At 69.6% G+C, this 21,635-nt stretch carries 16 protein-coding genes and 1 pseudogene; 9 read left to right on the plus strand and 8 right to left on the minus strand.

All coding sequences use genetic code 11. The annotated features are described in order from the left end of the window. Positions 1 to 14: 14 nt before the first annotated feature. On the minus strand, positions 15 to 527 hold the full coding sequence (locus ACWD3E_RS29120; protein ID WP_451390539.1) for a hypothetical protein: 513 nt from the start codon (positions 525 to 527) through the stop codon (positions 15 to 17). Positions 528 to 859: 332 nt separating this feature from the next. Here ACWD3E_RS29120 and ACWD3E_RS29125 point away from each other — a divergent pair, with 332 nt between their 5' ends. From ACWD3E_RS29125 to ACWD3E_RS29155, 7 genes are all read left to right on the plus strand, one after another. Further along, positions 860 to 1,441 carry a hypothetical protein gene (locus ACWD3E_RS29125; RefSeq protein ID WP_451390540.1) on the plus strand — a complete coding sequence of 194 codons (582 nt, stop codon included), beginning with the start codon at positions 860 to 862 and terminating at the stop codon, positions 1,439 to 1,441. 172 nt (positions 1,442 to 1,613) lie between these two features. Then, entirely contained in the window at positions 1,614 to 1,901 is a 288-nt protein-coding gene (locus ACWD3E_RS29130; RefSeq protein ID WP_451390565.1) for an SHOCT domain-containing protein, read from the plus strand. A 16-nt stretch (positions 1,902 to 1,917) separates the two neighbouring features. Further along, positions 1,918 to 2,415, plus strand: a complete 498-nt coding sequence (locus ACWD3E_RS29135; protein WP_451390541.1) for a CBS domain-containing protein — start codon at positions 1,918 to 1,920, stop codon at positions 2,413 to 2,415. Positions 2,416 to 2,601: 186 nt separating this feature from the next. Then, on the plus strand, positions 2,602 to 3,099 hold the full coding sequence (locus tag ACWD3E_RS29140) for a hypothetical protein (protein WP_451390542.1): 498 nt from the start codon (positions 2,602 to 2,604) through the stop codon (positions 3,097 to 3,099). After that, complete coding sequence (locus ACWD3E_RS29145; protein ID WP_451390543.1) at positions 3,096 to 3,524, plus strand: pyridoxamine 5'-phosphate oxidase family protein; 429 nt, start codon at positions 3,096 to 3,098, stop codon at positions 3,522 to 3,524. Before ACWD3E_RS29140 ends, ACWD3E_RS29145 begins: the two co-directional genes overlap by 4 nt. A 161-nt stretch (positions 3,525 to 3,685) precedes the next feature. Beyond that, complete coding sequence (locus ACWD3E_RS29150) at positions 3,686 to 4,342, plus strand: TOPRIM nucleotidyl transferase/hydrolase domain-containing protein (RefSeq protein ID WP_451390544.1); 657 nt, start codon at positions 3,686 to 3,688, stop codon at positions 4,340 to 4,342. Positions 4,343 to 4,459: 117 nt separating this feature from the next. Continuing rightward, positions 4,460 to 4,942 carry a hypothetical protein gene (locus ACWD3E_RS29155; RefSeq protein ID WP_451390545.1) on the plus strand — a complete coding sequence of 161 codons (483 nt, stop codon included), beginning with the start codon at positions 4,460 to 4,462 and terminating at the stop codon, positions 4,940 to 4,942. Positions 4,943 to 5,121: 179 nt separating this feature from the next. Here ACWD3E_RS29155 and ACWD3E_RS29160 read toward each other — a convergent pair whose 3' ends face one another. Further along, positions 5,122 to 5,697 (minus strand): hypothetical protein, encoded by a 576-nt coding sequence (locus ACWD3E_RS29160; protein ID WP_451390546.1) that lies wholly within the window; start codon positions 5,695 to 5,697, stop codon positions 5,122 to 5,124. 3 nt (positions 5,698 to 5,700) lie between these two features. Further along, complete coding sequence (gene ctaD / locus ACWD3E_RS29165) at positions 5,701 to 7,404, minus strand: aa3-type cytochrome oxidase subunit I (RefSeq protein ID WP_451390547.1); 1,704 nt, start codon at positions 7,402 to 7,404, stop codon at positions 5,701 to 5,703. Between the two features lie 445 nt (positions 7,405 to 7,849). Here ctaD and ACWD3E_RS29170 point away from each other — a divergent pair, with 445 nt between their 5' ends. Continuing rightward, on the plus strand, positions 7,850 to 8,677 hold the full coding sequence (locus ACWD3E_RS29170; RefSeq protein WP_451390548.1) for an alpha/beta fold hydrolase: 828 nt from the start codon (positions 7,850 to 7,852) through the stop codon (positions 8,675 to 8,677). A gap of 19 nt (positions 8,678 to 8,696) precedes the next feature. Here ACWD3E_RS29170 and ACWD3E_RS29175 read toward each other — a convergent pair whose 3' ends face one another. The 5 genes from ACWD3E_RS29175 to ACWD3E_RS29195 form a co-directional block, all read right to left on the minus strand. Continuing rightward, positions 8,697 to 8,834 (minus strand): hypothetical protein, encoded by a 138-nt coding sequence (locus ACWD3E_RS29175; protein ID WP_451390549.1) that lies wholly within the window; start codon positions 8,832 to 8,834, stop codon positions 8,697 to 8,699. Between the two features lie 986 nt (positions 8,835 to 9,820). Beyond that, entirely contained in the window at positions 9,821 to 10,861 is a 1,041-nt protein-coding gene (locus ACWD3E_RS29180; RefSeq protein ID WP_451390550.1) for a vWA domain-containing protein, read from the minus strand. A 39-nt stretch (positions 10,862 to 10,900) separates the two neighbouring features. Further along, the gene (locus ACWD3E_RS29185) at positions 10,901 to 11,941 is read right to left on the minus strand and encodes a DUF6215 domain-containing protein (RefSeq protein WP_451390551.1); all 1,041 of its coding nucleotides are present in this window, start codon (positions 11,939 to 11,941) and stop codon (positions 10,901 to 10,903) included. A gap of 106 nt (positions 11,942 to 12,047) precedes the next feature. After that, positions 12,048 to 13,325: a hypothetical protein gene (locus ACWD3E_RS29190; RefSeq protein WP_451390552.1), complete on the minus strand. Its 1,278-nt coding sequence runs from the start codon at positions 13,323 to 13,325 to the stop codon at positions 12,048 to 12,050. A 124-nt stretch (positions 13,326 to 13,449) separates the two neighbouring features. Next, positions 13,450 to 17,850 (minus strand): ricin-type beta-trefoil lectin domain protein, encoded by a 4,401-nt coding sequence (locus tag ACWD3E_RS29195; RefSeq protein WP_451390553.1) that lies wholly within the window; start codon positions 17,848 to 17,850, stop codon positions 13,450 to 13,452. Positions 17,851 to 18,181: 331 nt separating this feature from the next. On the opposite strand from ACWD3E_RS29195, the pseudogene ACWD3E_RS29200 reads away from it, so the two are divergent. Next, positions 18,182 to 21,635, plus strand: a pseudogene (locus ACWD3E_RS29200) (polymorphic toxin-type HINT domain-containing protein); the annotation flags it as partial.

Below are 21,635 nucleotides of genomic sequence, written 5' to 3' on the forward strand. Positions count from 1 at the left end.
ACCGACGGGCCGGATCAGGAACCGTCCTGGGATCCCGTCGCCGTCTTCGAGTAGGCGTCGTGCCAGGCGGCCTTCGCTCCGGATTCGCCGATCCGGTAGACATCCACCACAGCCCCGACCGCAACGGCCAGCGAGAGCACACCCACGACGATGCGTACCGGCAGGGCGGACCAGCGCATGCCGCTGTTCCGTCCAGCCTCCGCCGGCGCCCGTCGGCCCGCCCACCACACGACCGCCGCCAGAACGAACAGAGCCACGGCCCACGGCAGCAGCCCGTCGCCCAGCTCGGTGTGCCGGCGTACCAGGGCGTCGTCGTCCACGTGCCGTTCGAGCCACTCGCCGGCATGCGTGGTCAGCGGCACACTGGCCAGGGCGACGAGGGCCACCAGCGGCAGCAGCGGCCCCAGCAGCCGGGCGGCGCGCGGCCACAGCGCTGCCGAGGCCAGGGCCAGCGCGGTCAGGGGTATCAGGACGACGACCACGTGGACCATCAGGACATGGGCGGGCAGACCGCTGATCAGATTCATCGAGATGCTCTCCAGAGGGGAAGGGGCGCGTCAGCCTGGCACAGCAAACTCTGAGTTCCTTCTCAGCCGGTGGCTGGGATGGTGCGTTACCACCCCTTCCCCGTGCCAGCCAGCGAGGAGTGCACTGGCCATCGGAGAAGCGCCCGGAACACCCTGGTCGGGAACACCGTCCGGGGGATTTCTCCGTTCACCCGTCCAGGCGACAGAACGCGCCCACAGCACGTGGAACCGGCAGGCTGAGAGTGGTCGACAGACGGATCGAGCGCTGACGGGAGGTTTGAATTACGCAGCAGCGGTTTCGTCACTCACTCGACTCGGACGGTAAGCCGAACATGGCCGATGAACCACGACAAGATTCCGGCGCGAAGCCGAAGGGCAACCAGCGCAGTGTGCACCCGACCCTGCGCGCTGTGGCGGCCGCGTCAACGGGCGGAACCCTCGTCATCTGGTGGCCCGCCTTCACCCTGGGCGCGTACCACGCCGTCTTCTTCGACGCCCTGCTCACTCTCTGGGCCGTGACCACCGCCGTCCTCCTCTCCGGGGCGGTTGTGCACACGAAGAGCTCGGTACCCTCGGGAGGCTGGCTGGCTCTGGCGCTGCCCTCCCTGTGGGTCGTCCTGGCCATCCTGACACCCGGACCCCACGTCCCCTTGTACCTCCACTACCTCGAGGTGGGCCTCACCGTGGTGGGTGCTCCGATGCTGGCCTGGCTGTTGTCGAAGATTCTGCTCCCCGACTACGCGGAGCTTCCTCGGTTTCACCGTCTGGGAGCAGTGGGCGTCACCATCGCCGTCGGAGTCCTGGCCTTCCTGCTCGGCAAGTTCAACTACCTGTTTCTGACCTGCGCGGACTTCAACCTGAGCGGCAACAACACGCCGCCACACTGTGCTCAGGGAGGGCCGCTGCACCTGTGACCGTCGCCGTCGCGCAGCCGTGTGGTGAAGACGAGGGCTGATCGGCCCCGCGCGTTGGCCTCACCGGCCCATGACGCGCTCCACGGACCGGGCGAGTGTGAGAGGCAGACACTTCGGAAGTCGCAGGCACCGGGCCCTGGCTCCCGGCGCCTGGAGGAGATGAGCCACCGTGATGTTCTGGTACGACCACGACGTCGGCGGATGGGGCTGGTTCGCCATGTCAGCCGGCATGATCCTCTTCTGGGCCCTGATCATCACCCTCGGCGTCCTCCTGTACCGCGCCCTGGCGCGGCCGGCAGGGGGCAGGGACCTTGCCGACACCCGGCCGCCCGGGCCGTCCCCCCAGCAGCTCCTCGCCGAACGCTTCGCCCGAGGCGAGATCGACGAGGATGAGTACCACCGCCGCCTGACCGTCCTGGGCCAAGCCACCGGTGACGTCCCGCGGCCCGGTCGGCGCTGATCGGGAGGAGGCAGCCGTGGACGAGAGGCTTTCCGTGGGCGCCATGATGAACGGGTCGCCGTACTCGATCAGCGAGGACGAGACCTTGCTGATGGCCTGGGAGGTGGTCGAGCGGTCCGGGCAGCGTCATCTGCCGGTGGTCCGCGAGGACGGCTGCTGCGCCGGCCTGCTGGACCGCACAGAGCTGGCCGTCGCCTGCGCGGACCCCGCGGTGACGCTGTCCCGCCGGAGGGTGCGCGACCTCGTGCGCGGGCGCCGCACGGTCACGGTCCATCCCGAGGAGTCGACGCTCCGCGCGGCGGCCGTGATGACCGAGGAGGAAGTGGACGCGCTGCCGGTCACCGACCCGCACGGTCGACTGACCGGCCTGCTCACGGCGCAGCACTACGTGGCCGCCGCGGCCGGCCTGCACCGGCACACCGGGTCGGCGCAGGGGGCACCGCTCCGATGTGCACCGCTGCCCGGGCTGCCACCTCGTCGAAGGGAGCGGGAGCGCGGCATTCCCATTCCCTAGGGACTCGTCGGCTGCCCGGGGAGCGCTGAGGCGGGGCCTGGCAGGGGCGGGCCGGCCGTACCCGTGCAGTGGACCAGCCCGAAGTCCCAAGGGCCGAACGGCTCTGCTTTCGGGGCTGACAAGCCCCTGTACACACCGACCGCGCGCGACGATGATCAAGAGCATGGGGAGAAAGGAGAGCCGGGAGTGATTGCTGTTGTGGGGCACCCCGATCTGGCCGCGTCGACGCTCGCGCTGCTGGAGGAGGAACTGCGCTCCCGGCTGGCCGACTTCGCCCGGGCGGGACGAGTCGGACTGGTCCGCGCCGGGAAGGGGCTGCCGCTCGCGTTCGGGCGGGCCGCGCGCAAGGCCGGGCTGGCCCTGGTGACGGTGCTGCCGTCCTGCAACGGCGTACCCGCGTACGTCGCCGAGCCGGACCGCAAGGCGGCCGGGGAGCTGCTGTTGCTGTCACAGCAGGTACGGCTGGTGGAGTACGACCCAGATGACCGCACCTCGTGCATATCGACCCAGGAGGGGCTGCTGCGCTCGTGCGCACGGGTGCTGGCCGTGTGGGACGGGTCGCCGTCCAACGGCAGGGACGCGACGGCTCATCTGGTGGCCTACGCCCGCAGTCATGGCGTCGAGGTCGAGGTGCTCTGGCCGCAGGGGGCCGAACACGAGGCCCTTCGCGGAGAGCCGTCATGACCAGCCGGCCTCCTTCTTCCCCTCCTGTCGCCCGCATGGTCGAGCTGGGCCGGGAGGAGTCGCTCAGGCTGCTGGCGAGTGAGTCCATGGGTCGTGTCGGCTTCACCCACCAGGCACTGCCGGTGATCCGGCCGGTCAACCACCTCGTCACCGGCGACGGCGACGTCGTCATCCGTACGCATGCCGGGGCCGCCCTGCTGACCAGCGCGTCGGCGTCGGAGGTGGTGGTGTACGAGGCGGACCGGATCGACGAGGGCAGTCATACCGGCTGGAGCGTGATGGTCACCGGTACGGCGAGCCGCGTGACCGACCCGCCGACGCTCTCCCGCTACCACGCGGAACTCACGCCCTGGGTCAGCAGGGACATGGAGTACGTGGTGCGCATCAAGGCCGAGCTGGTCACCGGATACCGGCTGGTGCGTTGAGGCAGCAACGGGGTCCTGGCGTCAGAGGTTCTTGCCCGCGCAGGAGAGGTCGAAGCTCCCGAAGCCGCACCTCCTGCGATTTCTTGAGTCATCGCCCCCGGAAAACGTGCATGCGTACGGGATCTCGGCCGTGCCAGGATGGCGTCGGGAAGCGAGGTCTCGTGGACGAGTTGAGGCGATTCCGCCTGGCGCTGGTCGCGTGGGCGGCCGGCGGAGCGGAGGCGGGTGAGGCCGCCGCGGTGGCGCGGGAGCTGGCCGGCGGGGGTGTGCGCACGGTCGTGCTCGTCGAGGGGAGCAGTGATCAGGTCGCGCTCGAAGTGCTCGCCATGCGCTACGGCCGCGACCTCGGTGCAGAGGCCGTCGCGGTCGTACCGCTCGGAGGCGCGACGAACATCGGGCGTTTCCTGGACGTGTGCGGCCCTCCGGGGCTCGGCCTCCCGCTGGCCGGTCTCTACGACATCGGCGAGGAGCGGCATTTCCGGCGTCATCTTGAGCGGGTCGGGCTCGGGTCCGGTCTCACCCAGGCCAAGCTGGAGACACTCGGGTTCCATGTGTGCGTCGCCGACCTGGAGGACGAGCTGATCCGCGCTGTCGGGGCCGAGGGCGTGCAGCAGGTGATCGAGGCCCAGGGCGAGATGCGCCCCTTCCGCACCTTCCAGGGCCAGCCGGCACAGCGGGAACGGCCCGTGGAACACCAGCTGCGACGCTTCATGGGCACGCACAGCGGCCGCAAGGCGCTCTACGCGCAGGCGCTGGTCGCGCACCTGCACCTCGAGCGCGTTCCCCGGCCGTTGGAGCGCCTCCTCGCGCACGTCTGACACAGCCGGTGCCAAGGCCGTCGCCGTGTCAGAGGGGAGGGCTATCCTCTGGCGGGTCAACCGCGTTCCATCGGCAGGAGGTTTGAGGCCCTGATGACTGTGTCGTCTCGTGACTCGATGCTGGAACTACTCTCGGCCGACGGCCCGGATCCGGACCATGCCGAGGCCATGATGCTTTACGGCAGGCTGGTCGGAACGTGGGCCATCAGCAACCGATACCAGTTCCCCGATGGACAGTGGCGTACCGCAGCGGGCGAATGGCGTTTCGGCTGGGCCTTGGGCGGCCGGGTGGTGCAGGACGTGCTCTTTTGCCCGGAGTTCCATGATCGGTACCCCGGCACCACCATCCGCATGTACGACATCACGACCGGGCTGTGGCAGATTACGTGGATCTCACCGAAGCTTCCGTCGTACTTCTCTCAGATCGGCCGGCCTGACGGTGCCGGTGGGATGATCCAGGAGGGTACCGACTCGGAGGGCAGGCGCTCGCGGTGGACGTTCACCGACGTCACGCCGACCTCTTTCCGCTGGCAGGGGTTCAGCGCAGCCCCCGACGGCGAGTTCGAGTTGTTCCAGGAGATGCACGCGACGCGTGGGTAAATGTAATCGTCAAGAGTCGTAGATCAGTTCATTTCGCTCACTGTGAGAGGCCGACCAGGAGCCAGGGCCGACTCGACGAGTTTGAAGCAGCGCGTGAGCCGGCGCCCCCCGGGTGACCTTGGTGCGGAGCCGGACGGTGGCGAAGGCGGACCCGTTTCGCGTCGAGCCGTCGGCATTGACTACGGTGCAGAGTCCTGAGGGGGCCGCCCATGGCCCGTCCGGGCGCGACGGCGGGTCATGTGCCTATGCGTCACCGCAATGGTGAGAAACAACCCGAGGACGGCGGCGGAAGCGGTGACGGCCGCGAGCCAGCCCGCGGTGTCCTTGGGCCCTGTGGCCAGTCTGAAGGCCGCGGTGACCGTGGCGGCCGTCAGCCCGGTACCGACGAGGACGGCCACGACGTACCGGGTGCGGTCGGTGACGGGCGGGGGCTGGGCGTGGCCCAACTCGCCCCACTGGCAGGCGACTTCCAGCACCTCGTGCCGCCGTTGCACGGCCGCACGCATCCACAGGCCGGTCGTGACGAGTACGCCCGCGACGGCCGCGGCGCACGGTATCCACCACGCCTCGGCCAGGAGCAGCAGTACGGCGACGATCCCGGTCGTGCTCCAGCCGCTGACGCAGGCCGCCGCCGCGCTGCGGCGGGAGAGCAGGCGGTCCGCTCCCGCGCGCAGGTCGCAGAGGGCCGGCACGTACCAGACGCAGCCGGAAGCGGTCACCATCGCGGCGCCGAGGGCGAGAACTGCTTGCGCCACGGTCTACCTCGCTGCCTTTTCAAGGGCGGCGATCTCCGGGTGGTGCAGGTCGAGCGCCGGCGACTCGGAGCGGATGCGGGGGATCGAGACGAAGTTGTGGCGCGGGGGCGGGCAGGAGGTGGCCCATTCCAGGGAGCGGCCGTAGCCCCAGGGGTCGTCGGCCTTGACCGGCGTGCCGTACTTGGCGGTCTTCCAGACGTTGTAGAAGAACGGCAGGATCGACAGGCCGAGCAGGAACGACCCGATCGTGGAAAGGGTGTTGAGGGCGGTGAAACCGTCGGCGGCCAGGTAGTCGGCGTAGCGGCGGGGCATGCCCTCGGCGCCCAGCCAGTGCTGGACGAGGAAGGTGAGGTGGAAGCCCGCCGTCAGCGTCCAGAAGGTGATCTTGCCGAGGCGTTCGTCGAGCATCTTGCCGGTGAACTTCGGCCACCAGAAGTGGAATCCGGCGAACATCGCATACACGACCGTACCGAAGACCGTGTAGTGGAAGTGCGCGACGACGAAGTACGAGTCGGACAGGTGGAAGTCCATCGGTGGCGAGGCAAGGATCACGCCGGTGAGTCCGCCGAAGAGGAAGGTGATCAGGAAGCCGGTCGTCCACAGCATCGGCGTCTCGAAGGACAGGCTGCCCTTCCACATCGTGCCGATCCAGTTGAAGAACTTCACGCCCGTCGGCACCGCGATCAGGAACGTCATGAAGGAGAAGAAGGGGAGCAACACCCCACCGGTGACGTACATGTGATGGGCCCACACGGTCACGGACAGGCCCGCGATGGCGATGGTCGCGCCGATCAGGCCCTTGTAGCCGAACATCGGCTTCCGGGAGAAGACCGGGATGACCTCGGAGACGATCCCGAAGAACGGCAGCGCCAGGATGTACACCTCCGGATGGCCGAAGAACCAGAACAGGTGCTGCCACAGCAGCGCCCCGCCGCTGGCCGCGTCGAAGACGTGGCTGCCGAACTTGCGGTCGCACTCCAGCGCGAACAGGGCGGCGGCGAGCACCGGGAAGACGATCAGGACCAGTACCGCGGTCAGCAGTACGTTCCAGGTGAAGATGGGCATCCGGAACATGGTCATGCCCGGGGCGCGCATGCAGATGATGGTGGCGATGAAGTTGACCGCGCCGGCGATCGAACCGAAGCCGGACAGGGCCACGCCCATGATCCACAGGTCGGCGCCGAGGCCCGGCGAGTGGACGGCGTCGGACAGCGGTGCGTACAGGAACCATCCGAAGTCGGCCGCCCCGCCGGGTGTCAGGAAGCCGAACGCCGCGATCGAAGACCCGAAGAGGAACAGCCAATAGGCGAGCATGTTCAACCGGGGGAAGGCCACATCCGGGGCGCCGATCTGCAGCGGCGTGATCCAGTTGGCGAAGCCGGTGAACAGGGGCATGGCGAACATCAGCAGCATGATCGAGCCGTGCATGGTGAACGCCTGGTTGAACTGCTCGTTCGACATGATCTGCAGTCCGGGACGGGCGAGTTCGGCACGCATGAGCAGTGCCATGACGCCACCGATGATGAAGAACGCGAACGCGGTGACCAGGTACATCGTCCCGATCTTCTTGTGGTCGGTGGTCGTCAGCCACTCTGCCCACGACGGTCTGCCCGTCGTTCGCTCCGCCGGTCCGGCCGCTTCCCCGGCCCCGGGGACCACGGCCTTCGGCCTCTCGGTCCCGACCTGCTGTATCTGTGCCTCGTCCACCGGACGGTGTCCTTCCCATCTGCTCATGTTGCTGACGGGCCGGGAAGCGCCGTCAACGGGGGACATGGACTTGGCTCTTCCCGGCCGCCGCCACATGATCGTCGGACGGGCCCCTGGTCCCGATAGGGTCGAACGGCCCCGGCCACGGCCGCAGCTGGGGTCCAACGGCCCCTCTTCCCGCTGCTGAGCACTGACCGGTGGAGGAATGGCCGTCACCGTTGCACGACCAACTCGGGCCGGCACTGGCGCCGCAGCCGCGCACGCGGTGCGGCAACCGTGGCGGCGTTCCCTCTTTCGGCCGCGCTGTGGCGCGTCCGCGTGCAGGGCCGGTGGCCTGCGCCGTTTGATTGCCATCGGTGCGGGTGTCCCGCATTTCTCCGCCTGTTTCGCGTGCCGGACACGGGCCGCCGCCGCGTGTCCCTGCAAGCCGAAGGAGTCCTGGATCATGCCGTACTGCACGACCCGCGATGGCGTCGAGATCTTCTACAGGGACTGGGGTAACGGCCGTCCGGTCGTCTTCATCCATGGCTGGCCGCTCAATGGCGACGCCTGGCAGGACCAGCTCAAGGCCGTGGCCGACAGCGGCTTCAGGGGCATCGCGCACGACCGGCGCGGGCACGGACGGTCGACGCCGGTCTATGACGGCTACGACTTCGACACCTTCGCCGACGACCTGAACGACGTCATCACCAGCCTGGACTTGCGTGATGTGACCCTGGTCGGCCATTCCATGGGCGGTGGCGAGCTGGCCCGTTACATCGGTCGCCACGGCACCTCGCGAATCCGCTCCGCAGTCCTCCTCTCGGCCATCGTGCCGCTGATGATCCAGGAACCGGACAATCCCGGGGGCGTCCCGGGCAGCGTGTTCGACGACATGAAGGCCGGCATCCTCAGGGAGCGTTCGCAGTTCTGGAAGGACACCGCGGAAGGGTTCTTCGGCGCCAACCGGGCCGGCAGCAAGGCGACCCAGGGCAACAAGGACGCGTTCTGGTACATGGCCATGGCCCAGACGATCGAGGGCGGTGTCGACTGCGTCGACGCCTTTGGATACACGGACTTCCACGAGGACCTGAAGAAGTTCGACGTCCCGACCCTGATCGTGCACGGCGACGACGACCAGGTCGTGCCGATCGACGCCACCGGACGCAGGGCCGCCACGCTCATCCCCGGCGCCACCCTGAAGGTCTACGAGGGAGGCTCGCACGGCATCGCGATGGTGCCGGGCGACAAGGAGAGGTTCAACGAGGACCTGGTGGAGTTCCTCAGGAGCTGATCCTCCGGCCCGCCTTCCGTCACGCGGCGGACAGACTCCACGCCCCGGCCGAGCGCACCTGGTAGTAGCCGCGCCCCGGCCACTGGAACGTATGCTCCCCGGCGCGGCCCTCGGCCACCGTCACCCAGTAGGCGAGGCGGTCGTCCAGAGCCTCCAACTGGACCAGGCTTGGGCCCGGTTCCCCTCGGTGTGCACGACATCGGACCCGGTGCCGTTGATCTCCTCGTGGAAGCGCGGGACTTCTCGCAGCGGTGCCGCAGTCGCCGTCCACGCCTCCCGGTCACCGGCGGCAAACACTCGGAAGACGTTGCCAGCTGATGCATCTGCTCGCCGCTGCCTTCCGCCCCGCTGACCTGCGGTTGGGCGGCACGCATCGGCGTCGTCGTGCGAGGCTTGGCCGCGCGTGGCTGTGCGCGGAGGCTGCGACCCGGGCCTGGCTGCGGAGTGATGGGGCCCGGCCTATCCGCCAGGCGGACCGCGTCCGCGGCACACACAGCGACGTTGCGGGCGACACCCCCGCGAGGCGCCCAGCTGACTTCCCGTACGGCCCGCCCGTGCCGGGCGTCGAAAAAGCACAGCTGCATGCGCTCCGGCAGCGGTCGGCCGGCGAGCAGTGCATCCAGGCAGGCCAGCGCGTGCCTGCCCTGGTCCAGCGTGCGCAGGACACCGAGTGCGTCCGCTCGGGTCCGGTCGTTGGCGAAGTCCCGTTTAGCCTGCTCGTATGCGTCGAGGGCACGCTCCAGCTCGGCCCGCATCTCATCGGTGGCGCCGGGCTGGCCGGGGCTGAAGGAATGGGCGTCCAGAGCCTCACCGAAAGCGGTGATCTCGGCCTCGATTTCGGCGAGCGCCGACTCGTCGCGTCCGCGCCCGCGCCACGGCCACAGCCGGCGGAGCCCCCCGAACGTCGGTTCCGGGCATGCTGGCCGGGACCTCCTGGGCGAGCGTCAGAACCAGCTGGGCGATCAGAGCCTCACCCGGAACGGTGGTGTACCGGCGTTCAGCAGCCTCGACTGCCTTCCTGGCGAGCCCCTCTGGACTCCGACGCCACGGGTGCGCAACCAACGGGTCCCAGCATGCCCCAGGGGCCCATGCCGCCGACGGGGCGAGCGATGGGCCCTGGACGCCACCGGGGGTTTCAAGGCGTCAGAGCATAAGCAGTAGCCGCGTGTTCGGGACGAGCTTGCGGTTCACGCTGGTGCTCTGCACGAAGATCGTGAAGTCGTCGTTGTGGTCCGGCTTGACGCGAACTTCCACGTCCGGCAGGCCGAGTAGGGCCCGGGCCTCGGGCCCCGTGTACACCCGGTCCGTCTTCTTCTCCAGCACCGCAATCTGCTTCCGCGCCTGGATCTTCTCCGACTTGCTCAGCTGGTAGAACGCACCACCGGTGCGGTAGGTGTGCCCGCTTTCGATGACCCAGTCCCGGATCGCCGCGTCACGAGCCACCGGTATCAGCTCGTACTGTGACGGATTCACCGGGGTGAGGCCGGCCGCCTTGATGGTGTCCTTGTTGACCGCCTCAGCGCCCACGGAGAACACCGCACGCGATCCCCGGATGCCCTGGGTTCGACCCACCATGAATTTCTCGGTGGCCTGCTGGATAACCTGCCCGGCCTCCTCCAGCCCCTGTGTACTCGTGGCGTCCCAGATGGCTATGTTGTCCTTCGGGAAGCCGCACTGCATGGCCTCCCGCTTGCCCATCTGGTCAGGCACCAGGACGGCCAGCGTCCAGTTGTCCTGCTGCGTCTCGATCATCTCGGCCACAGCCTCGACCAGTTCACGCGGATCCCTGGCAGGGGCATCCGGGCAGCGATGACTTGCGTTCTCCTGCCCGTCGGTGAGTACGAACGTCAGGAAGCTGTGGTCGCCGTACAGTTGAGCCGTCTGGGCCAGCTCCCGCTGTGACTTCAGTGAGGCCGCCAGCAGAGCCGTCATTCCACCGACCCGGTACAGCTGCTTCAGCGAAGGCATCCGCAGCACGTCCTTGTCGTAAATGACGCACTCCACCTTGTCTGCGAAGACGTACACCGTGACGCGGGTTTCCTGGTCCAGTTCCCGCGATCGGCGGGCAAGATAGGCAATCTGCTGGTCGGCGACATCGACGACCTTGCGGCTCAGATGCGACATGGACGAACTGGCATCCAGCACAAGAGCAACGTGATTGATGTAGTTCTGGCTTCCGGACATGACAGCTCCCCCTCGTTCCGACCTGATGCTCCTACCGTCTCACCCACCACTGACAATCGATCTTGGCCGTTCGGGGATCGTCGGAAGAACCTTCTCGGCGATGTCGAGGAGAACGCTGTCGCCCGGGAGGGCTCCGGACTTGCTCCACACGGTGATGTCGTAGTAGCCGCCCCGGTCCTTCCGGTCGAGGGCCACGGACAGCGTCCTGGCCAGGGGACCTTGTTCGACCGGTCCGCCGGATCCGCCACTCCCTAGATTGATCTCGAACTTCATGGTGTGGTCCGAGGAGAAGACCGCGGGCCGGCCGAGGACCGTCAGCGTCTTGACGTCCTTCTCGCCCTCGTCACCCGCGATCTTCATCAGCTTCACGTACTGGGCAGTCGACAGCTCGTTGTATGTGGCCGAGAGGTTCACGGTGTAGGTGTCGAACGCGACCTCGGCCTCCGGCTCGGCGACCTTCCCATCAGTCAGGGCAGCGGTGCCGCTGGTGCCGGAAGCCGTGGTCGCGGTCTCTCCGGGCGTTCCAAGGAGCCGGGCCAGGTCGGGTCTGTTGAGCGCCTTGCACAGCTCGTCACCGGTCACAGGCCGTGGCGTCTTCTTGTAGGCCTTCGGCAGCTCATCGTGTTCCTCGACCGAACATGCCGCGGGCTGCGATGTGCTGTCGTCGGACGGGAGCACGTGTGGGGCCACCCACAGCGCGGCCCCGATTGCCCCGAACACGGCCACGGCCGCGACGGCCTGGCCCCACGCGTTGGGCTCCTTCTCCGGAGTGCCCGGGCCGGGACGCAGCCCAGTTCCGGCCTGGGCCTGAGCCTGGACTTGGGCCTGAGCGGCAGCATCGACCACCACCCCGTCTGCGGAAGCCGCCGGACCAGGGTTCCGGCGTGCGCGCAGCGCCCGAACCACCGCGTGGACGCGTATCGCGGTGAACACGAGGAACACCACACCGAGACCGGCCGCGACCAGGTCGTGATCGTGGACGGCGAGATACATGATGCGCAGGCCGAGAACGGACCCCAGCACGATGAGCAGGGGCTCGCGGACCCAGAAGGGCAGGAGACGGAGGAGGAAACCGAGCATCCGGCGATCTCACCAGGTCACAGCCATGTTCGCCATGGTGGAAGCCACAATTCCGGGAAGGTGTGCCCTGCTCCCACCGCCACCATGCCGGAGCGCCCTGGCGCGGCTACGACCCGTCCGCGTGGACCGCGTAGACGTACCGCTTGCCGGCGTACTCGCTGAGGTTCCAGATGACGGACTCGGTGTAGGCCCAGCCGGACGCGCCGCTGCTGTGGTAGCTGAGATCCTCGCAGCCGATGGCCAGGTCACAGACGTTGGTCGCGGTCGAGTCGCCCGAATTGAAGGTGCGCAGCGAACCCTTCGTGGACGGACCGGCGCTCGTCGCGAGGTAGTGCTTGCTGTTGCGCGACACCACTCCTTGGATCTTCTGCTGGGCGACGGTGACGGCTTCGGACGCGGTGAGAGAGGCGACCTGCCGGTCGGTGTAGTCGAGGTTCCAGCGGACCACCTTGGGTGTGGTCGTACCGGGGCCCGTGCCGTTGAAGGTGCCGTCCGTGTAGTCGACGGTCCCGGACAGGGAGTACTCGCTCACCACCAGGCTGTCGGGGGTGCTGGCCCGGTCGAGCCCGATCGTGGTGTAGCGCAGGTACGTCCCCGCGTTGTCGTAGGCGTGGCTCTGCGGCAGGACGTACTGGTACCCGTAGCCGTAGTAGGACCCGTCGGTGTGCAGACCGCACACCTCCGTCTCCGTGGTGGCGACCTTGAAGAGGGTGTTCAGGTCGAACACCCTCAACCCCTTGTAGGTGTCGACGACATAGAGCAGGTTGCCGTACCACATGATGCCGCCGGCGTGCTTGCGGATGGGGTTGAAGGAGTACTCCCCGGTGCCGGTCTTGACCGGCTCGACCAGAAGGGCGTGCCGGTACGTCGGTGAGGTGGAGGTGGTGTAGTCGACGAGCGTCAGCCGCAGGCCCTTGTCGAGCGCGTAGTTGTCGACGCCGTCGCCGTCGGGGTCCGTCTCGAAGTACCAGGAGACGAGGACGACCCTGTTGTTGCCGCCTGCCGGGTATACCCCGTTGCCGTAGGCGTCGGCACTGGTCGTGACGCCTTGCGGGATCCAGTAGTCGACCGCCTGGTCGCCACTGTCCCAGGCGAATCCGGTCGCGAACGCCTCGACGGTGCTGGGGGCGCTCGTGAGGTGGGTGGCGCTGCGGTTGGTGTCGGCGATGACGGTCGTCGCGTCCACCTTGGTCAGCCTGGTCGCCAGACCGGCGGCCAGATCGGCGAACTCGCCGTAACCGTTGGAGGTTCGGCTGGTGAGGCTGAACTGTCCCGCCTCGATGGTGGCAGCCTCCGCGACAGCGGGGGCCAGCAGGCTGCTGGTGGCTGCGACGAACGGGGCGGCGGTCAGCCCCTTGAGGATCGTTCTCCGAGTCGTGGTCATGAGGCGGAAAACTATGCACACTTGATCACGCAGCACAACCCGGGGGAGCCCACACACACGTCAACGGGCCCCCGGCGGCAAGCGCCGGGGGCCCGTTCAGCGGTGGTCCGCCTGGGCCGTCGCGTCAGGGATTGACGATCGGCAGGACCGGGCTCTGCAATCCGGCCATGGACCAGCGTTGGGCGACGGTGCCGTTGCAGTCCCACAGCTGCGGGCGGGCCTGGACCGCGGCGTCGGCCCAGGGGATGTCGAGGCACCGACCGGAGACCGGGTTGATGATGCTGCCGTCGGCACGCGGCAACCACTGCTGGTTGGCGCCCTGGTTGCAGTACCACATGCCGACCGAGGTCCCGTTGGCGGTCCCGGCGCCGGAGGCGTCGAGGCAACGGCCGCCCGCCGTGATCGTGCCGTCCGCGTTCACCGAGAACTTCTGGGCGTCCGTCTTGTTGCAGGGCCACAGTTGAACGCCCTGGCTCGCGTCGCCGCCCGGCAGGTCGAGGCAGCGGTCCTGGGCCGCGTACTGGATCTCGCCGGTCGCGGTTGCGGCCACGGCGCCCGTGTACACGGCCAGGTTGCTGACGCTGCCCTTGAGCAGGCCCACATCGGTACCCGTGGTGCGGCCCTGGTACCGGTAGCGGCCGATGACGACTCCGCCCGTGACGGCCGGGGTGTTGGCGGCGGAGTGGTAACCGGTGGAGGCCAGACGCCCGTTCACGTACAGGTTCATCTGCCCGGTCCCGGCCGAGTAGCTGGCGGTCAGCTGGGTCCAGACGCCCGGCTGGAACGTGTTGGCCGGACTGTCCGCGTACGTGTAGTCGTACGACCAGGTGTCGTCGTCGGCCCGGCCGATGGCGAACCGCCAGCCGCCCGTCTCGCCGTACAGCGACCAGGAGCTGGCCCGCGTGTTGTCCTGGCTGGCCACGACGGCACCGCTGTTGTCCACCTTGGCCCAGACGCTGACGGTGAAGCTGCCGTGTGGATCGGCCGCCGGCTTGCCGGTGGTGATGGTCCCGGTGCCGTCGAACGCGGCGACCTGGGTGGCGCGGCCGTCGACCGTGTCCTTGACGAAGGAGACACCCGTCGCGTCGGCCGTGCCGTTCTGCTCGGCCGGGTTGGCGGTGGCGTCGTCGTACAGGCGCCAGTGGGCGGCGGGGGCCTGCGTGCTGCCCCGGTAGTGGTCGCCGCCGAAGCCGGTGACCATGCCGTTCGTGGTGCTCGCCGGCCAGACGTGGATACTGCCGTCGTCAGCGACCGCCCAGAAGTCGGGGACGCCGTCCCCGGTCAGGTCGCCGTCCGAGCCGATGGGCTGGGTGGTGGTGATGCCCCAGCCGATGCGCGTGGCGGGGCTGGCGGTGACGCCGGTGACGGTCGGCAAGCCGTCGCGTACGTCTGTGGTGAGGCGGTACTGGTAGATGTCGCCGGCCTCGCGGCCGTTGCCGGCGGTGCGCACCCGGACCCACAGCGCGGGTGCGGTGGGGGTGGTGGCGTCGACGGCGAGGGTGTTGCCGGGAACCATCAGGTCCACCCCGTTCCAGCCGCCCTGGGCGACCAGGTTCGGCGCGGCCAGGGTGCCGTTCGTGTTGGTGGGGTAGTACCAGAGATTGTCCGACTCGACGGCGAGGATGCCCGTGGCACCCGTGACGTCACGGTTCGGTGTGCGGGTGTCCGTGACCGAGCCGATCGGGGTGATCTGGCTGGTGTACTGCCAGGCGTCGCCGGTCCCGAGGTGGAAGCCGGGGCAGGACGCCGTGCCGCCCACGCAGTTGGTCCGGCTCAGCTTGGTCTTCAGACCGAGGTCGAAGCGGCCCGGGTCCGAGAGGCGGTTGGCGTAGTAGTGCAGGGTCTTGCCGCCGGTGCCGTCGGGGCCGTCGCGGTGCACGAACAGGTCGTCGGTGTTCAGGCCGGGGTCGCGCGAGCCGCGGTGGCTCACCCGGTAGTCCTTCCAGGTTTTGCCCGTCTCCGGGGCCTGCCCGGCGGGGGCGGCGATGCCGGTGGCGGGGACGCTGGGGTTGCCCGGCTCGGTGGCGCGGCCGTGCGTCACCAGGTTGCCGGCGGCGTCCGGGATCAGCAGGTCGGGGCGGGCATCACCGGTGGTGTCGCCGAAGGCGACCTCGCCGTCCGTCCACGGTACGTAGAAGGAGTACGAGGCGGTCTGCGACTGGTTTCCGGCCTCGTCGAAGGCCTTCGCATAGACGGTGTTGGTGCCCCAGTGAGTGGGCTTCACGTTGATGGCCGAGAGGTTCAGCGGGGAGCCGCAGGTCTGCTCGTACGTCGCGAACTGCGCGTCGAAGCTCCAGCGGACGCAAGCCAGTCCGGAGGCCAGCTTGCCCGAGGGGTTCGGGTCCTGGGCCTTGATGGGGATGCTGCCCTGCTGGCCGACCCTGAGGTTGGTCACCTGGCCGTTGCCCGAGGGCGGGAACTGGGTGTTGGGGTCCGTGAAGTCCCCGAACGCGAACACAGGCGGGGTGAGGTCGACCGCGAAGTGGCAGGGCTCGCTGCCGGGTCCGCGCAGCAGTCCGTCGTCCCCTTGCGCCCACCAGCCGTAGTAGTGGCCGTCCTGGAGCGTGCCGTAGGGGAGGGTGTACGAGGCGTCCTGGCCATTGCCGACGAAGCCGGACCAGTTCTCGTGGACCACGTTGCCGCCGGTGGAGTTGTCCCACAGCCTGATGTACTCGGTGAGCTGGCCCTGGTTGGGGCTGCTGACCCGGGAGGTGAGGGTGGCCCGGGTGTCGGTGATCCAGCCGTAGGAGCCGATCGGGGCGTCCCAGCAGGAGTCGCCGCCGGCGGCGGTGACCCGGCGCGGGGTCGGTGTGGCGCGCGTGTTGTCGGGCCTGTTGGGCGGGAAGTCGTACTGCGTGGAGAGCGTGGCGTCGTACGAGAAGCGCTTGAAGGCCATCTTGTCACCGCTGCCCTCGCGGCCGACCAGGGCGAAGGCCAGCGGGGTGCCGGTGTCGCCGAGGGCGTTGCGCATGGGCGCCGTGATGTTGAAGTCGACGGGGATGTCCGCGTAGCACGCCTGCTGGGTGCCGTTGCCGGGGATGTCCTTGCCGTCGACCCATTCGTACGTGCGGTGGTTGTCCCAGTTGATGCCGCCGTCGAAGGCTCCCGCACGGTAGAGCTGCACGGGGTACTTCGTGGTGCAGGACCAGTCGGAGGAGATGTACTGCGCCACCCGCAGGTTGGCGTACTCGACGTGCGCGCCCGCGTACCCGTTGAGGTTGAACTCGTAGAGGCCGCGCTCGATGCCCGTCTGGGCCTCCCAGCCCTGGAAGCCGACGCCGGGGCGGTCCCGGTCGGTGCTGCCGGTCCGGTCGTAGTTGCCCGTGGTCGGGTGCGCCGACATCACCCAGGCGTGGTGGCTCTTGCCGCGCGAGTCGTTGGACCAGGTGGGGTCGACGTACACGGGATAGACCGTGTTCTTCGCGTCGAGGAGCGCGGTGTCCGGGGTGAGCGTGACGGTGCCGGAGCGGCGCTGTCCCGGAGCGCCCGCCCTGGTGACCGCGCCCTTGGCGCGTACCGCCATGTCCGCGCTGCTCGCGTCGCCCGCCGGGCCCTCGGCCGTGCTGAGCCACGCCGGGGTCCGGCCCGGGGACTTGGGTCCTGCGGCGGCGACTCCCTTGGTGGGGCGGCGCTCGCCGGTGTACGCGTGGCGCGAGCCGGCAGGGGCCGAGGCGGACCACATCCTCGGCGTGGGCGCGGAGAACACGGTCTGCCTGCCCGCGCGGGCCCGCAGAGCGCCGGTCTTGTCCGCGGTCAGCGCGACGCCCTTGGTGCTGGTCGGGAAGGTGAGCGTGCGGACGGCCGGATTGGCGGCGGCGGTGCGGGACTTGAGGACGACGACGGTGGTGAAGCCGCCGGTCTTGGTGGCGGTCACGCGCAGGTCGGTGTCCTTGGCCACCGAGTGGAAGACGGCGCTGTTGCCTTCGATGACCGGCGCGGGCAGGGCTCCGGGGAAGGGTGAGCCGACGGACAGCTGCTTGCCGTCCTTCGTCGTCATCGTCGCCAGTGGCCCGCTGCCGCCGCCGGAGACGACCATGCTGTCGAGGGCGGCGGCCGGGGCGTACGTGCCGTCCTTCCGGCGGGTCAGCCGGTCGTCGGGGGCGCGCCAGGCGCCGTTTTTGCGCACCCGCTGGACCTCGGTGTGCTGCACGGTGCGCAGCTTGCCGGCCGGCGTGACGACGGTGGTGCTGAACTCGTCGGTCAGCGTGGGGACCGGGACGTCCTTACCGGTGCGTTCGGCCTTGTCGGCGGCGCGCGTGAGCGCGCTCGCGGGGCGCTTGCGCGGATCGCCGGCGTCCTTCCCCGCGGCCCGGGTGTTTTTGGCGTCGCCCGCCCGGATCGCGGCGGCCACGTCGACCGGCTTGCCGCTCGTCGGCGGTGCCGCCGCCGCGATGGCGGGCGTCAGGGACAGGCCGAGCGCGACGACGAGCAGCGGCGTGAGCGAGCGGGCTCTGTGCCGGCCACGGGGCCGTGGGGCGGCACCCGATCTGTGACGGGACCAGGGTCCCGGTGCGCCTGAGAACAACGAATACCCCCGTGAAGAAAGCGTGTTGAAGTTATGATCGATTCGAACGGGGGCACTCTTCCAGCCGTTTTCCCGATCGGTCAACGTCACCACGCAAGGCATGTTCACCTCGCCCCGGCACCGGGGTCGTCGCCATCAGGTCGCAGCGCATCGGGGACTTGGCTGTCGGATGGACGTGAGGTTTCCTGCGCGGTGCTGCTCCACTGCTTCCTGCTGAATGCCCTGCAACGCACGGAAGTGGGCCGTGCGTACAGCCTCGAACCCAACGGGGGGTTTTGTGTCTGTCAGATCTGGGGCCGGTTTCGCGCGCTCTGCCGCGCGAAGACTGGCCGTGTCGCTCACCCTGGCGCTGACCGCGTCCCTGCTTGCCCCGTCCCTGGTGCAGGCGGAGGCCGCGTCCGGGCCGGACTTCGACCGGGTGTGGTCACCACCCGGGACCAAGCTGCCCAAGACCGCGTCGATTGCGGCACGGGCCGCCAAGAAGCCCGGCGCGCCCCGCCCGCACTATCCGGTTCCCTCTCGGACCCCGAGGCCGCCCCGGCCCCGGGCGAAGGAGGCCGCGGCCACCGTCAGGCTCTCCGCCGCCACTTCCGCGGCCGGCCTCAAGGCGGGTGCGCTGCCCGTGTGGCTGGCGCCTTCAAAGGGCGCAGAACGGTCCGGCATCGGACCGGTGACGATCACCAGGGCCGGCGAGAAGGCCGCCCGGGCCGCCGGTGTCGACGGGGCGCTGTTCACCCTCCGCTCCACCGCCTCCCAGTCGGCCGCCCCGGCTCCGCACGGCACCGCGGCGAAGCTCCGCGTCTCGTTCGACCCGGCCGCCCTCGACGCGGCGACCGGCGGGGAGTTCGCGGGCCGCGGCCGGCTGGTCCGGCTGCCCGCGTGCGCCCTCACCACCCCGAAGCTGGCCTCCTGCCAGGTCCGTACCCCCGTACCGCTGCGGTACGACAAGCACACGAAGCGGCTCACGGCCGCGGTCTCCCTCGCCCCCGCCCCCGCGTCCCCCGCCCAGGCCCGGCCGGCCGGCGGTACGGTGGCCGCGCGAGCGCTGCTGCTCGCGGCCGAGGACGGCCCCTCCGGCGGCGGCGGCTCGTACACCGCGACCGCCCTCACGCCCTCCTCCGGCTGGTCGGCCGGCGGCGCGTCGGGCGCCTTCACCTATAGCTATCCCGTTCAGGTCCCGCCCTCGCTCGGCGGCCCGGCCCCGCAGGTGGCCCTGGGCTACGACTCCTCGTCCGTGGACGGCAAGACCTCCGCGACCAACACGCAGGCCTCCTGGATCGGCGACGGCTGGGACTACAACCCCGGCTTCATCGAACGCGTGTACAAGCCCTGTGACAAGGCGGGCATCAAGGGCTCGGGCGACCAGTGCTGGGCCGGTTTCAACGCCGTCCTCTCCCTCGGATCGCACAGCGGCGTCCTGGTCCGCGACAAGGGGGCGGGCTCGGCCTCGGCCACGACCGACGCGGCCACCGGCGTGTGGCGGCTGAAGAACGACGACGGCACGAAGGTCGAGTTCGGCTCCGGCGCCCAGAACGGCGCCCGCGACGGCGCGTACGCCAAGCTCACCGACAGCGGCGGCACCACGTACTACTTCGGCATCAACCATCTGCCCGGCGGCGACGGCTCCGACCCGGCGGCCAACTCGGTCTCCACGGTGCCCGTGTACACGCCGAACAGCGGCGACCCCTGCTACGACCCGGCCAAGGGCAACGCGTCCTGGTGCCAGATGTGGCAGCGTCTCTCGCTGGACTACGTCGTCGACGCGCACGGCAACCTGACGACGTTCCGCTGGGCGCCCGAGACCAACTACTACCAGCGTGGCATGGTCCAGAGCGGCGGCACGGGCACCCGTACCGCCTACACCCGGGCCACCACCCCGACACAGATCGCCTACGGGCAGCGGCTGGACGCACAGGTGGCCGCCAAGGGCGCCCTCGCGCCCGCCGCCCGTGTGACCTTCACGACGGCCGAGCGCTGCGAGACGCCCGCCACCGGCTGCGACCCGGCCACCCGCACGGTGGCCAACAAGTCCAACTGGCCCGACATACCGGTCGACCAGGAGTGCACCGCCTCCGGAACGTGCACCAACTACGCGCCGACCTACTTCACCACCAAGCGACTCGCCTCGATCGCGACACAGGTCCGCGTCGGCAACGCCTGGCAGGACGTCGACACGTACACGCTGTCCCACTCCTTCCCCAACCCCGCCGACAGCACCAGCCAGAAGGCGCTGTGGCTCGACTCGGTGCTGCGCACCGGCAAGGCCGGCGGGTCCCTGAGCACCCCGGCCGTCACCTTCACCCCGGTCATGCTGCCCAACCGGGTCGACGGCACCGACCTGGTCCCGGCGCCGCCGCGGATCAACCGCCCGCGCATCCAGCAGATCCGCAACGAGACCGGCGCGGTCGTCAACGTCGACTACGAACTCCCCGGCTGCTCGCGGCTGAACCATGTGATGCCGCCGGCCGAGGACGACAACACCATGTCCTGCTACCCGGTGCGCTGGACCGTGCCCGGCTCGGTGGCCGGTTCCGATCCGGTCCTGGACTGGTTCAACCACTACCGGGTCGCGTCCCTGACGGAGAACGACCCGGTCACCGGCGCCCCGGCGAAGATCACCCGCTATGCCTACGGCCCCGCGGCCTGGCACCGCGACGACAGCGAGTTCACCGACGCCAAGGCCCGTACCTGGGGCGAGTTCCGCGGCTTCGCCACGGTGACCACCACCACCGGCAGCGGCAACGACGGACCCCGGTCGCAGGTGCGCACCACCTACCGGCAGGGCATGCAGGGCGACATCCGCAAGAGCGGCGCCATCCGTGACGTGCCGCAGCTGACGGACGCCCTCGGCCGCAAGAGCGACGACGCGGACTGGCTCGCCGGACAGGTCCTGCAGCAGGAGACGTACGACGAGGCCGGCGGCACCGTCGTCGCCCGGACCGTCAACTCCTCCAGCGGCGAGGTGGACACCGCCACCCACCCGCGCGGCGGCGGCCTGCCCGACCTGGTCGCCCGCTACACGTCCACCACGGCGACCGTCACCCGTCAGGAGAAGAAGGCCGACGACACCTGGCAGACCAGCTCCACCACGACGACCACCGACCCGGCCCGGGGCAACCGGATCGTCACCTCCCTGGACCGGGCCGACGGGCTGCCCGACATCTGCACCCGCACCGAGTACGCCACCGGAGGCGAGCCCCAGCGCACGCAACTGGAGTCCGAGCGCCTGGTGGTCTCCGGCACCGACGCCTGCACGGCGGCCGCCGGCTCCAACAACACCGTGGAGCGGGTCCGCACGTACTACGACGGCAAGCCGTACGGGCAGGCCGGCGTGCCCGGCGACCCCACCCGGACCGAGGTGATCGACAGCTACGCGGCCGACGGCACGCCGAAGTTCGTCACGACCCGTGCCACCGGCTACGACGCCTACGGCCGTACGGTGTCGGTCACCGACCCGGGCTCCAAGGACGACCAGCACCCCGATGGCGCGACCGTCACGACCGCCTACTCCGCCGCTGCGACGGGCGAACTGCCCGACACGGTCACGGTGTCGGCTCCCGTGCCCGGTGCGCCCGCCACCGAGCACTGGGACACCGTCACCGTCACCGACCCGCGGCGCGGCCTGCCGCTGCGGACCACCGACGCCAACCTCAAGACGACCTCCCAGACCTATGACGCCCTCGGCCGCCTCACGGCCGTGTGGCTGCCCGGACGAGCCCAGGACCCGGCCACCCCGGCCAACCTGACCTTCGCCTACCGGGTGTCCAACCAGGCCGGAGTGCCGT

The organism is Streptomyces sp. NPDC002676 (assembly GCF_053592455.1).

Excerpts from the sequence above, each read along its gene's own strand:
- ACWD3E_RS29170 (WP_451390548.1), top strand. The coding sequence starts at position 7,850 with ATGCCGTACTGCACGACCCGCGATGGCGTCGAGATCTTCTACAGGGAC.
- ACWD3E_RS29185 (WP_451390551.1), bottom strand. The coding sequence starts at position 11,941 with ATGCTCGGTTTCCTCCTCCGTCTCCTGCCCTTCTGGGTCCGCGAGCCC.
- ACWD3E_RS29180 (WP_451390550.1), bottom strand. The coding sequence starts at position 10,861 with ATGTCCGGAAGCCAGAACTACATCAATCACGTTGCTCTTGTGCTGGAT.
- ACWD3E_RS29190 (WP_451390552.1), bottom strand. The coding sequence starts at position 13,325 with ATGACCACGACTCGGAGAACGATCCTCAAGGGGCTGACCGCCGCCCCG.
- ACWD3E_RS29145 (WP_451390543.1), top strand. The coding sequence starts at position 3,096 with ATGACCAGCCGGCCTCCTTCTTCCCCTCCTGTCGCCCGCATGGTCGAG.
- ACWD3E_RS29130 (WP_451390565.1), top strand. The coding sequence starts at position 1,614 with ATGTTCTGGTACGACCACGACGTCGGCGGATGGGGCTGGTTCGCCATG.
- ACWD3E_RS29125 (WP_451390540.1), top strand. The coding sequence starts at position 860 with ATGGCCGATGAACCACGACAAGATTCCGGCGCGAAGCCGAAGGGCAAC.
- ACWD3E_RS29155 (WP_451390545.1), top strand. The coding sequence starts at position 4,460 with ATGCTGGAACTACTCTCGGCCGACGGCCCGGATCCGGACCATGCCGAG.
- ACWD3E_RS29120 (WP_451390539.1), bottom strand. The coding sequence starts at position 527 with ATGAATCTGATCAGCGGTCTGCCCGCCCATGTCCTGATGGTCCACGTG.